Genomic DNA, 12,405 nt, shown 5'->3' on the forward strand with positions numbered 1-12,405 from the left:
CAAAACAGCATAAGGAGCAGTGCAAGTATATAACCCCGTTCTTACCTTTGACAACCGTTTAAAGTAGCTATAATACTACGTTCACCGCCATTGTCGCGGTGTTCGGCCAAAATAATGCCTTGCCAGGTGCCAAGCTGTAGCTTCCCATCTGCTATTGGGATGGTGACCTCGCATCCCAACAGGCTTGATTTTATATGCGCCGGCATATCATCACTTCCTTCGAAAGTGTGAGTAAAATACGGCGTATCTTCTTTCACAGTATGGTTAAACCAAGCTTCCAGATCAGTTCTGACTGACGGATCAGCGTTTTCGTTAATCGTTAATCCGGCGCTGGTGTGCTTTAGCCAGAGATGGAGAAGGCCGACCTTCAGGGTGTTAATCTGGGGCAGAGCCGCAATAATGTCGTCGGTGATTAAATGAAACCCGCGGCGCTGGGCAGGTAGGGTAAGGGTTTCGCTGTGCCAGATGCTATTTGTCAAAACAGATTTCCAGATGGGCCATGCCTTCATCACTATTAAACGGCATGATGAGTTTGGGGCCATCGACCTGATGGCTGATGGTATGTTGACTGCCGGAGACCACCATCGGGGTGGCCATGCCGAAATCGAAGCCTTTTTCAGACAGTTCGCGTTTGGCGTTACCACAAATCATATTGGTGATTTCACCCACCATGTCGCCTACCTCAGCATCGACCGATGCCGGCCGTTCGCCAACCATGCGCTCCATCAGGGTTAACGCCAGATTTTCATCAAAGGTAATCGACAATGAGCCTTTTACCTGTGGCCCCACCATGCCAATCAGACCAGACACATCCCCTTTAGCAATATCAGTGTTTTTTTTCATGGGTTTACCAGGCTTAAGGCTGGTTTGTGCCATGGTTTCAAGGACATTAAGAAGTCCGCTTATGAATGGATTTACAAACTCAGCATTCATGTTGTTCTTGCCCCTTTACTTCTTCCTTTTCGGCTTGCTGACAGTCAGCACAAAGGCCGTGCGCTTCGATGGTTTGTTTTGACACCGAAAAGCCGTGTTCCTGAGCCTGTTTATCTAATGTTGCCTTTAGCCCTTGCGACTGAATTTCTGCCACATCGCCACAACTGTCGCAAATCAGGAACTGGACAGGGTGATGGCAGCCGAAATGATAACAGGCTACAAAGGCATTGGTCGATTCTAACCGGTGAATAAAACCAAATTCGAGCAGAAAATCCAGGGCGCGGTATACCGTAGCCGGTTTGGCACTGGTTTCGGTTTCTTTTAGCGAATCAAGAAGCTCATATGCCCCCATAGGCCCATGTTTACCCAGCAAAATATCGTACACTTTTTCCCGCAATGGGGTAAAACGTACGTTTCGCTGCTCGCAATAAGCACGGGCTTTGTTAATTAACGTGGCGTTTGTCATTATTTCGTCTTCGCTGTTTAGGTATTTTGCTGCGCAACAATTACAGACTTAGTCTGTTTTGGCCTGTTGAGCCTGTTGGATACTTTGCGCACCGTGTTGTTCCAGCATATGGTTGATTAATCTGTCTTCAAGGGCAAAACGGTCTTCCAGGGTTTCTCCCAGAGCGGCCAGTTGCTGGTCGAACCGAGAGCTGTCGGCGACCTGCAACTCGGTCGCAAACGCATCATTAAAAGACAATGCCTCATCGGTAATGCGAGCCAGCTGAGGGTAAACGTCATGTTTTAGCGCGGTGCCACGGTTATCATCACTGACCAAAATATCGTAAACCTCGAAATGTCCGGCCGAGAGATAGTCCATAAGTAAATTACAGAATTGGGTAACCTGGTGCTGTTCCGGAAGACAAGGCGCTGTCTGACGAAGGCCAATAAGCTCACAATACTGAATAAGCAGCTGCTGACGGGCCTGTAACCAGTGGTCGATGGTGGCAGAATGACCACCCCATTTGTCTTGCAGTTGTTCCAGTTTGTTTAACATATTGCCTCTCTCAGACAAAGTTATCAGCGCGATGTTTCGCATGCATGAGTTGAGTATAACACTGCCAAGGTTCAGTACAAATCGCCTGTTTTACCAGCAAATTCGCGAAACCCTTGTCACCACCCAAGACCGCAGATTATCATCCCGGATAATCAACCTTCACGGTATGCTTCACCTTATGATGAACAAAGTAACAGTTTCTGAGCTGCAGGCCTATCAGGGGCAATGGGTGGTGGTAGCCAGTAATAAAGTTCTGGTTAGTGCCGACACCGGTGAATTGCCAGCAGGGCCCTGGCAAGGGTTACCTTTTTTGCAGCACTATGCTGATGAGGTACATGTTTTACCGGCTCTGGATTATGGCGAAGCAGAAGTTGCCCATCTGCATGTTTTGGATATTGGCAGTGAACATATTAATGTGCAGGGCTGGGAGTGGGTGTCGTTACGGCATTTGCTGATGCTGCATGATCCGCAAAGCTTTCGTGAATTTGCCCGCGCCTGGCAGTATGTCCATTTTTTACGCACCCATCGCTATTGTGGCCAGTGCGGTTCACCGGCTGAGCAGGTGGGCTGGGAAATGGCGATGCAATGCACCCGCTGTCGTCACCGCACCTACCCCAGAGTCTCACCGTGCATCATCGTCGCCATCTATGATTATGATCAGCAAAAGATGTTATTGGCCCGGGGCGTGCGTCATAAAGACCCGCAGATGTACTCAACCCTGGCCGGGTTTGTGGAAAGCGGAGAAACCTTAGAACAGGCGGTACATCGTGAAGTGTTAGAAGAGGTGGGCGTACGGGTCACCAATGTGCGCTATTTTGACAGTCAGCCCTGGCCTTTTCCGCACTCGCTGATGGTCGGCTTTATTGCCGAATATGCAGGGGGCGATATCTGTATCGATGAGCACGAAATTGTCGATGCCCAGTGGTTTGATTTTACCGCGCTGCCTAAGACACCGCCCAAAGAGTCCATCGCCGGGCGGTTGATTGAAGCGGTGATACATAAGCCGTAGTAATCCAAATCTGCACCCCGGGGTACAAGCCCCATGCCCGGATTTTTGTGGGCATAAAATCATACCCGGAATAGGAAAAGTTGTTATACTTCGGCCCCTTTTCGAGTTCATGTTCATGTCCACCGAAGACTATTGCTATTTTTGAGGAAGTTATGTCACAGCAGTCACCGACGCCAATTGCCGAGCTGAAAAACGACCGTTATTTACGGGCCCTGATGAAGCAACCTGTGGATATGACCCCGGTGTGGATGATGCGCCAGGCCGGACGCTATTTACCTGAGTACAAAGCGACCCGGGCGCAGGCAGGGGACTTTATGTCTTTGTGCCGCAATGCGGAACTGGCGTGTGAAGTGACCATGCAGCCCTTACGCCGGTTTGAACTTGATGCGGCCATTTTATTTTCAGATATTCTCACTATTCCTGATGCCATGGGACTGGGACTTTATTTCGAGCCTGGTGAAGGCCCTAAATTCAGCCGACCGCTGACCTGCGCTGCCGATGTCAACAAAATCGGGGTGCCGGACCCCGAAGGCGAGCTGCAATACGTTATGAACGCGGTGCGTACTATCCGCAAGGAGCTGCGTGGTGAGGTGCCGTTAATTGGGTTCTCCGGAAGCCCCTGGACCTTAGCGACCTATATGATCGAAGGTGGTGCGAGTAAGGCTTTTACCAAAATAAAAAAAATGGCGTTTGCTGAACCTGCTACCTTGCATGCGCTGCTGGCCAAGCTGGCAGATTCGGTCACCCTGTATTTAAATGCGCAGATTGCGGCTGGGGCCCAATCGGTAATGATTTTTGATACGTGGGGCGGCGTGTTGTCGCCGCGTGATTACAACGACTTTTCATTGCAGTATATGGCCCGCATTGTCGATGGTCTGACCCGCGAAAACGAAGGCCGCCGGGTGCCGGTCACCTTATTTACCAAAAATGGCGGCATGTGGCTTGAAGCGATTGCGGCTACCGGTTGTGATGCGGTGGGCCTGGACTGGACCATCAATATCGATGAAGCCCGTGACCGTATTGGCGACAAAGTCGCCTTGCAGGGCAACATGGACCCTTCCATGCTGTATGCCAGCCCTGAGCGCATCGAAGATGAGGTGGCCGATATCTTATCCCGTTATGGTAAAGGTAGTGGCCATGTCTTTAATCTGGGTCATGGAATTCACCTGGATGTGCCCCCGGAGAATGCCGGGGTCTTTATTGAGGCGGTGCATCGATTGAGCCGGCCTTATCATGGGTAATACAGGTATTTGGGTGATATGAAACGCTGGATCTACCTGCTTTTGATCGGCTTTATTGCCGTCGCGGCCTACAAATATGGTTATTACCAAAAACTGCTCGCCGTCAGCGATAAAAATACCCAGCGTATTCTGATGCGGCTACAGGAAAAACCTGAGCCGGATCCGGTTCAGGTGGAGACGCTGACGGCCACCGCCGGCCAGTCCTCCGCGGCGGTGTCCCCTTATACAGGTGAGGCACTGGCGGATGATGCTGACTCGGAAGACCGGGTAAAAGAGTTCTTTACCCTGCACCCTAATGCCCGCAGCTTATTGCTGCATTCTGTGCGTTGCAACATTGACGGCTGTGAACTAACCGGCGAGTTTACTGGCCAGGTCTCCGAGTTTGAATTGATGGTGGAACAGCTGGAACGGCAGCCATGGTGGCGCTATGGCAAGGCTTCGCAAAAAAACGCCACCAACACTGCTAAAGGCAGAACCAGGTATTTTGTCTTGCGTTACCAGGCGGTGGTGAACTCATAACACCCGCTACGCATCACGGGGCAGGCCTTTTTCCACCACCCGGGTAAGCCGGGCGGTTTTCCGGTCCGGCTGGTGCTCGTGATGCTGCAATTTTTGCTGCTGTTGTTCAATAGCCCATTGCAGATGCGGCTCAACCAGAGCTGAGGCTGAGTCCACCGCCTGGGTCAGTACCTCCAGAATTTCCTTGTCCGCCCGGGCATTGCCCAGCGCCACCGCAATATTACGCTGCCATTTTTCAAAGCCAATACGCCGGATGGGTGAGCCTTCGGTGTTGGTTAAAAATGTGGCTTCATTCCAGGCCCATAAAGACAGCAGCGACTGACCATGCAAGGTCTGGCGTGGATGAAAATCAGTTTCTTCTGTGACACTGGCGTAGCGATTCCAGGGGCACACCAGCTGACAGTCATCACAGCCATAGATACGATTACCCATAAGAGGCCGTAGCGCTTCAGGAATGACGCCATCATATTCAATGGTCAGATAGGAAATACACTTGCGCGCGTCTACCTGGTACGGGGCCACAATTGCGCCGGTGGGACACATAGTGATACAGGCATTACAGCTGCCGCAGCCTTCTGCCACCGGCTCATCCACGGGTAATGGCAGGTTGATAAACAACTCGCCCAGAAAAAACCAGGAGCCGGCCTCACGATGTAAGGTTAATGAATGCTTGCCGGTCCAGCCCAGGCCGGCTTTTTCAGCGATAGCATGCTCAAGGACCGGCGCTGAATCCACAAACGGGCGGAACTCGGTGGTGGCAAGCTCCCGGGTTATTTTTTCCCCCAGTTGTTTCAGCCGTTTACGTAACACTTTGTGATAGTCCCGCCCCAGGGCATAACGGCTGATATAGGCGGTGTGGCTGTCTTTAAGGTTTTTGGCAAAAGAAGCATCCGGCGGCAGGTAATCCATGCGCACACTGATGACCCTGACTGTTCCGGGACCAGTTCGTCGGGCCGCGCGCGTTTCATCCCATGCTTTTGCATGTAATCCATATCGCCGTGATAGCCGTTGTCTAACCATGCGCGAAGCGCACCTTCATGGTGTTGCAGATCAATATCGCTGATGCCAACCTGCTGAAAGCCTAGCGCACGGCCCCAAGCCTTGATATCGTGAGTTAACTGAACTAAATCTACTGTACTGATTCTGGACATGGACATATGCTGGATACACAACTGAACTCAAGTTTATCATACAAACTGTTTCGCGCCGATGCGGTCCGGGATAACGAACAGCAAGCAGCTCAAGAGAGCGCGGTGACGTTATTTACCCTGATGGAACGGGCTGGTGAAGCTATTTTCAGACAGTGCGAGACCGCGTTTCCCCAGGCGGACCACTTGCTGGTACTGGTAGGACAGGGCAACAATGCCGGCGATGGTTATATTGCTGCCCACTGTGCCCAAAAGGCCGGGCGCAAGGTCACGGTGTGTGCAGTAGAGCCAGAGCGTAAGCTGGATGGCGACGCCGGCCGGGCCCAACAGCGCTGGCTGGAAGCGGGTAATTCAGTCTCCAGATTCGATGACGAGCTACTCGCGCAATGCGGGGTGGTTATTGATGCGCTGCTGGGCACCGGTATCAATACCTATATTCGTAACGAGTTTGCACAAATCATCGATACGGTGAATCACAGTTCGGTACCGGTGATCAGTATTGATGTACCTTCAGGCCTGGATGCCAATACCGGACACTCGCTGGGGCGGTGTGTGCAGGCCGATGTGACGGTGACCCTGGTGGGCATTAAACCCGGGCTGACCACCGGGGCGGGCAAGCAGTCCTGCGGACGGCTGGTATTTGAAGATTTGGGTGTCAGTGACGCCTTTTCCAAATTGGTGAAACCCTTTGCCAGTTGGCTCGATATAGAGCAATTTACCCGTTTGGGGCCACGCGATGTGCACAGTCATAAAGGCTCGTATGGTCGCCTGCTCTGTGTGGGCGGCAACAAGGGCACAGCCGGTGCCATTCGGCTGTCCGGCGAGGCGGCCTTGCGCAGTGGGGCGGGAATGGTGCGCACCTATGTGCATGAAAAGTCGATTATCCAGGTCAGCGCCGGCCGACCGGAGCTGATGGTGAGCAGTGAAGATCTGGAGGATGCGCTGCAATGGGCTACCTGTGTGGTCATCGGGCCGGGCCTGGGGCAGGATGACTGGGCCCAGCAGACGTTTGCCCAGGTGCTTAAACACTGTCAAAGTGAAGACAAGCCTGTGGTGCTGGATGCCGATGCGCTGAACCTGTTAAGTCAGCAAGCCAGTGCCTATACGCTTGAACACAGCATATTGACCCCGCATGCCGGCGAAGCTGCCAGGTTACTGGGGGTATCGGTGGATGATGTAGAAAGCGATCGCTTTAATTATGCCAAACAATGCGCCCAGCGGTATCATGCTACCTGTGTTCTCAAAGGCGCCGGAACCATCATTGACAATGAAACCTCGGTGGCAGTGTGTCGGCATGGTAATCCGGGCATGGCCACGGCCGGCAGCGGGGATGTACTTAGTGGTATACTTGGTGCATTACTTGCTCAGGGAATGAGTCTCGATATTGCCAGTCGCTATGGTGTAACATTACATGCTAAAGCTGGCGATGACTTAGCTGAGCTTTATGGACAACGAGGTATGCTTGCCAGCGATTTGTTTGAAGCAGTGCGGGCACTTATTAATCAGTAGTAGTTTGCCGGCGACACCCAGGCGGCAATAAACAGGCAGTTTGAATAACCATGGCAGAGTCTTTATCGCAGGCCCGTTACGAGGCCACGATTATTAATGAACAACAAACCCGTACCCTGGCACAACAGCTGGCTGCACAGGCCAAAAACGTTATCCGCCATGGGCTGGTGATATATCTTGAGGGTGACCTGGGGGCCGGTAAAACCACCTTTAGTCGTTATTTTATTCAGGCTTTGGGACATTCAGGCAATGTTAAGAGTCCTACCTATACGCTGGTAGAACCCTATGAGCTTGCCGATTTTGCGGTGTATCATTTTGATCTGTATCGGCTGGCTGATCCGGAAGAGCTGGAATTTATGGGCATTCGGGACTATTTTTCGGAACATACGCTGTGCCTTATTGAGTGGCCGGAGCGGGGCACCGGTTTGTTGGCGCCTGCCGATATACATCTGAGTATTGAATTGCAGGATGACTGTCGCAAAGTAGTGGTACGCGGAGACTCCGCCGCAGGGCAGAAACTGGTTAACAGCCTTAACCAGTAACAGGGTAACCAAGCCTTAATAATAATGACGACCTAACAGGCAAAGGCGAAGTATGGTGCGCTTACTTTTATTGTTTACGGTACTGTGGCTGGTGGCAACACCCGCGATGGCCGCTGCTGGCCAGATTGACGGCGTGCGGGTTGCCCCGGCGGCAGACAAAACCCGGGTGGTGCTGGATTTGGCCGGGCCCGCTGATTTTACCTATTTTATCCTGGCCAACCCGCACCGGGTGGTGATCGACTTAGCCAACACCAGTGATGATGCCAGCCTGGCGATAGCAGGCAAAACCGGTTCGCTGGTCAGGCGGGTACGTTATTCCACGCCAAAGAATAACCAGTCGGCCCGGCTGGTGGTGGATCTCAACCGCAAGGCTGATCCGTCTTTGTTTGCGGTGGCCCCCGACGGTGCCTATGGCCACCGATTGGTGATTGATTTACACGATAGTCAGCCGCAGGCGGCCCAGGCTACACAGACAGGTAACAGCGCACCGATACGAATGGACAGTGGCAGCAACGCCCGGGATCGGGATATTATTATCGCCATTGATGCCGGACATGGGGGTAAGGACCCGGGCTCGGTGGGTCCTTCGGGCACTTATGAAAAGCACATTACCTTAAGCATTGCGAAAAAACTGGCGGCAATGATTGAGGCCGAGCCCGGTATGCGCCCGGTGCTAACCCGTGATGGTGATTATTATGTTTATCCCACTAAGCGACCTGAGATTGCCCGCCAGAAGAAAGCGGACTTACTGATTTCAATTCATGCGGATGCCTTTAGCCAGCCGGAGCCAAGAGGCGGTTCGGTATGGGTATTATCCATGCGGCGGGCAGACTCAGAGCTGGGTCGCTGGCTGGAAAAAACCGAGCGGCATTCGGAATTGCTGGGGGGCGCAGCGGAAGTGATTTCAGATAACGCCAGTGAACGTTATCTGGCAGAAACCATCATTGGTTTGTCGATGGACCATTCCATGTCGGCCAGTTACGATTTAAGTAAAAAAGTTATCGGCGAGATGAAACAAATTACCCGCCTGCATAAACGCAAGCCTCAGGCGGCCAGTTTTGCGGTTCTTACCGCACCGGATATCCCTCAATTCTGGTGGAAGTCGGGTTTATCTCTAATCCGCAGGAAGAAAAAAACCTGCTGTGGGAAACCTTTCGTACTCGGCTGGCCCGGTCTATGTTTAACGCCACCAAAAGTTATTTCATGCAGGTGCCGCCCGATGGCACCTTGTGGGCCGCGCAAAAAGAACGCAATCGCACCCATAAGGTACGCAGCGGCGAATCGTTATCACTGCTGGCGCAGCGCTATAATGTAAATATCAGCAGTATTCGCGAAGCCAATAATCTGCGTAGCGACGTGGTGCAAATTGGTCAGGTGCTGACCATCCCCAGCACCTGATAACTCAGTAACAACAACGGATACACAAGAATTTTGCCTATACAACTGTTACCTCCACAATTGGCTAATCAGATCGCTGCCGGTGAGGTGGTCGAACGACCCGCCTCGGTGGTGAAAGAGCTGGTGGAAAACAGTCTGGATGCCGGGGCGACCCGAATTGAGCTGGAGATTGAGCGCGGCGGCCATAAACGCATCAAGCTCAAGGACAACGGCAAAGGCATCGCCAAAGAGGAGCTTCAACTGGCCCTCAGCCGGCATGCCACCAGTAAAATTGCCTCGTTGGATGATCTTGAGCAAATTCTGTCGCTGGGATTTCGGGGCGAGGCGCTGGCCAGTATTAGTTCTGTAAGCCGCTTAACCCTTACCTCCAAACCCGAAGCACAGAACGAAGCGTGGCAGGCCTGCTGTGAAGGTCGTGAAATGCAGGTGACCGTGACCCCGGCGGCGCACCCGCAGGGCACGACCATTGATGTTGCCGATCTGTTCTACAATACGCCAGCCCGGCGGAAATTTCTACGCACCGAAAAAACCGAATTCCAGCATATTGAAGATGTGTTGCGACGCATTGCGTTAAGCCATCCCAGGGTCAGCTTCTTACTCAAACACAATGGTAAAGATGTAAAGCGCTATATGGCGGGTGCTCAACAGCCCCATAATCAGCGTATTGCGCAGGTGGTGGGCCAGAAATTTGTCGACAATGCGATTCATGTGGCGCTGGATTATGAAGGGATGGCGGTAGAAGCCTGGCTGGGTACCGAGCAGGTAATGCGCAGTAGCAATGATTGCCAGTTTTCCTTTGTAAATGGCCGCGGGATGCGCGATAAACTGATCTTGCATGCCATCCGGCAGGCGTACGAAACCGTGTACGCTTCTCATGAACAGCCCGCGTTTGTGTTTTACCTGACGATTGATCCCAAAGATGTGGATGTCAATGTCCACCCGGCGAAACACGAAGTGCGCTTTCAGCAAAGCCGGCTGGTGCATGATTTTATTGTAAAAACGGTGATGGAGGCCCTGGTGCCTGATGCCCAGCGCTGGGAGCAGCAGGAACCGGAACATGATTACATTCGGCCACTGACGGCCGGGCGCGAGAAGCCAGCCCCTCCTGCCGACACCTCCTCCCCGGTGTCAGCGTCGCGGTCCGACGCTATATTTGCCCCGCCTTCGGGGCGCGCGGGCATGCACCATGGGTTTAACCCTGGTGCAGGGGCCGGCGTGTCCGGCCGGGCCGCAGGCGGGGGCGGGGCCCGGCGCGTAACCCGGGTATAAGCGAGGCTTACCAGACCCGGTATCGTGAGTTAATGACCCCAGCCGAACCGCAGGGGGACAGTAAGGCGCCGCAGTCGCCCGAGACCCTCGCGTTATCAGTGCAGTATCGTTTAATCAGCCGGGCCCCCAGTGTTGGTTAGTTGGCGCCAACGATTTACTGGCGCCCTGGTGGCAGCAACTATTAGACCATAGTCGTACCTCCCAGCCGCTACTGATGCCGGTAGCGATTGAAAATGAAGAAATTTTTGAATCAACGGTCAATTTACTCAATGACCTCGGATTTGTTATAAATCGGGCGGCTGGCAAACTGCGATTACAGCAGGTGCCAGCAGGTAGCCGCCACCTTCCCTGGGTGTCCCTGTTTCCGGCGATAATGTCGGTAGATGCAGACACAATCGAGACCATGTGTCAGCAAGTTGCAAAGCTACCCGTGACCTGGCCCGATTCGGTGTATACCCTGGTCTGGCAATGGTTTGATGAGCAAGCACAGGCAAAACGCTGGGATTGGATTCAGGAGTTTGGTAGAGTGCGTACGCTGGAAAACCTGATTCAACAATGGGATAACCCAAATGCCTGAAGGTAATAAGTCTGCCTTGCCGGTAGTCGCCATTATGGGCCCTACGGCTTCGGGTAAAACGGGCCTGGCTCTGGAACTTGCCGGGGCGCGGCCATGTGAAATCATCAGTGTGGATTCGGCGCTGGTCTATACCGGTATGGATGTGGGCACCGCCAAGCCCACCGAAGCAGAACAAGCCGTTGCCAAACACTGGCTAATTGATATGCTGGATCCCGCCCAAAGTTATTCGGTTGCCCAGTTTTGTCAGGATGCCACCACCCTGATTGAACAGATTCATGAGCGTGGCCATATTCCGGTATTGGTCGGCGGCACAATGATGTATTTTAATGCCTTGATAAACGGTATTTCGCCCTTACCTAAGTCTGACGAAACGACTCGGGCAGATATTGCCCGTGAAGCGCAGCAGCTTGGGTGGGAAAAATTGCATCAGCAATTGGCGCAAATTGATCCGGTGAGTGCACAACGCATTCATCCGAATGATCCACAGCGCCTGACCCGGGCGCTGGAAGTGTACCGTAGTACCGGTAAGTCGCTGACCGAGTGGCAGCAGCAAAAAGGGCCGGCATGTCCCTATGCCATTACGCAATTTGCTATCGCGCCTGAAGATCGGGCGCAGCTGCATGCACGTATCGCCGAGCGTTTTGATATGATGCTGGATAATGGGCTGGTTGACGAAGTTAACCGTTTACGGCAGCGGGGTGATCTTCATGAAGACTTACCCGCTATACGTTCAGTAGGGTACCGACAAGTTTGGCAGTATCTGGCGGGGGAGCTGTCTTATGCGCAAATGCGCGAAAAAGGCATTATCGCTACCCGACAATTGGCAAAGCGACAAATGACCTGGCTTAGAGGTTGGCCAGAGGTCACCTGGCTGGACACATTTGCTAACGATAATTTGGCTAAAATATTGGCAAAAATCACACCCTGAATAAGGAGTGTGGTATACATTAAGCATAGTGACCGTATTATACGTGTCACATTAATAATAAAAATTAAGGATTTCAGATGGCTAAAGGGCAATCTCTACAAGACCCATTTTTGAATGCGTTACGCAAAGAACGTATCCCAGTGTCAATTTATCTGGTAAATGGTATTAAGCTTCAGGGCCAGGTTGAATCGTTTGACCAGTTCGTGATTTTGCTTAAGAACACAGTCAGCCAGATGGTTTATAAACATGCTATTTCAACTGTAGTACCGGCACGTGCCATTACTATGCCTAGTGCAACCCAAGGAGATGCAGACAATACTAAAACTGACTAA

Annotated in this window: 12 protein-coding genes and 3 pseudogenes; 10 read left to right on the forward strand and 5 right to left on the reverse strand. The window is 52.5% G+C overall.

Annotated elements, in window-relative coordinates; translation table 11 throughout:
- Positions 1–41: 41 nt before the first annotated feature.
- Genes IT774_RS01025 through rsd form a run of 4 tightly spaced genes read right to left on the reverse strand, consistent with a single transcriptional unit; the run spans position 42 to position 1,933 of the window.
- Positions 42–509 carry a secondary thiamine-phosphate synthase enzyme YjbQ gene (locus IT774_RS01025; protein WP_195812166.1) on the reverse strand — a complete coding sequence of 156 codons (468 nt, stop codon included), beginning with the start codon at positions 507–509 and terminating at the stop codon, positions 42–44.
- Complete coding sequence (locus IT774_RS01030) at positions 469–933, reverse strand: chemotaxis protein CheX (RefSeq protein ID WP_195810965.1); 465 nt, start codon at positions 931–933, stop codon at positions 469–471. The genes IT774_RS01025 and IT774_RS01030 overlap by 41 nt, the downstream gene beginning before the upstream one ends.
- Complete coding sequence (locus tag IT774_RS01035) at positions 923–1,399, reverse strand: transcriptional repressor (RefSeq protein ID WP_195810966.1); 477 nt, start codon at positions 1,397–1,399, stop codon at positions 923–925. The genes IT774_RS01030 and IT774_RS01035 overlap by 11 nt, the downstream gene beginning before the upstream one ends.
- Positions 1,400–1,447: 48 nt before the next feature.
- A complete protein-coding gene (gene rsd / locus IT774_RS01040; RefSeq protein WP_195810967.1) occupies positions 1,448–1,933 on the reverse strand; it encodes a sigma D regulator in 486 nt (161 codons plus the stop codon).
- A gap of 178 nt (positions 1,934–2,111) precedes the next feature.
- Between rsd and nudC the strand changes: the two genes are divergently transcribed.
- The 3 genes from nudC to IT774_RS01055 all read left to right on the forward strand — a co-directional run bounded on the left by nudC (position 2,112) and on the right by IT774_RS01055 (position 4,702).
- The gene (nudC, locus tag IT774_RS01045) at positions 2,112–2,942 is read left to right on the forward strand and encodes an NAD(+) diphosphatase (RefSeq protein WP_195810968.1); all 831 of its coding nucleotides are present in this window, start codon (positions 2,112–2,114) and stop codon (positions 2,940–2,942) included.
- 176 nt (positions 2,943–3,118) lie between these two features.
- Positions 3,119–4,183, forward strand: coding sequence for a uroporphyrinogen decarboxylase (hemE, locus tag IT774_RS01050; RefSeq protein ID WP_195812167.1), 1,065 nt, complete (start codon positions 3,119–3,121; stop codon positions 4,181–4,183).
- Between the two features lie 18 nt (positions 4,184–4,201).
- Positions 4,202–4,702, forward strand: a complete 501-nt coding sequence (locus tag IT774_RS01055) for a hypothetical protein (RefSeq protein WP_195810969.1) — start codon at positions 4,202–4,204, stop codon at positions 4,700–4,702.
- Positions 4,703–4,708: 6 nt separating this feature from the next.
- Here IT774_RS01055 and queG read toward each other — a convergent pair.
- Positions 4,709–5,853 (reverse strand): annotated as a pseudogene (queG, locus tag IT774_RS01060) (tRNA epoxyqueuosine(34) reductase QueG).
- A gap of 6 nt (positions 5,854–5,859) precedes the next feature.
- Here queG and IT774_RS01065 point away from each other — a divergent pair.
- The 7 genes and pseudogenes from IT774_RS01065 to hfq all read left to right on the forward strand — a co-directional run bounded on the left by IT774_RS01065 (position 5,860) and on the right by hfq (position 12,405).
- Positions 5,860–7,359 (forward strand): NAD(P)H-hydrate dehydratase, encoded by a 1,500-nt coding sequence (locus tag IT774_RS01065; RefSeq protein ID WP_195810970.1) that lies wholly within the window; start codon positions 5,860–5,862, stop codon positions 7,357–7,359.
- Positions 7,360–7,409: 50 nt separating this feature from the next.
- Entirely contained in the window at positions 7,410–7,901 is a 492-nt protein-coding gene (gene tsaE, locus IT774_RS01070) for a tRNA (adenosine(37)-N6)-threonylcarbamoyltransferase complex ATPase subunit type 1 TsaE (protein WP_195810971.1), read from the forward strand.
- 52 nt (positions 7,902–7,953) lie between these two features.
- Positions 7,954–9,299 (forward strand): annotated as a pseudogene (locus IT774_RS17115) (N-acetylmuramoyl-L-alanine amidase).
- Between the two features lie 33 nt (positions 9,300–9,332).
- Positions 9,333–10,448, forward strand: a pseudogene (gene mutL / locus IT774_RS17120) (DNA mismatch repair endonuclease MutL); the annotation flags it as partial.
- Between the two features lie 334 nt (positions 10,449–10,782).
- A complete protein-coding gene (locus IT774_RS17125; RefSeq protein ID WP_232365066.1) occupies positions 10,783–11,145 on the forward strand; it encodes a hypothetical protein in 363 nt (120 codons plus the stop codon).
- Positions 11,138–12,073 (forward strand): tRNA (adenosine(37)-N6)-dimethylallyltransferase MiaA, encoded by a 936-nt coding sequence (gene miaA / locus IT774_RS01095; RefSeq protein ID WP_195810973.1) that lies wholly within the window; start codon positions 11,138–11,140, stop codon positions 12,071–12,073. The genes IT774_RS17125 and miaA overlap by 8 nt, the downstream gene beginning before the upstream one ends.
- 77 nt (positions 12,074–12,150) lie before the next feature.
- Entirely contained in the window at positions 12,151–12,405 is a 255-nt protein-coding gene (hfq, locus tag IT774_RS01100; protein ID WP_195810974.1) for an RNA chaperone Hfq, read from the forward strand.

Source organism: Salinimonas marina (assembly GCF_015644725.1).
Taxonomy (GTDB): domain Bacteria; phylum Pseudomonadota; class Gammaproteobacteria; order Enterobacterales; family Alteromonadaceae; genus Alteromonas.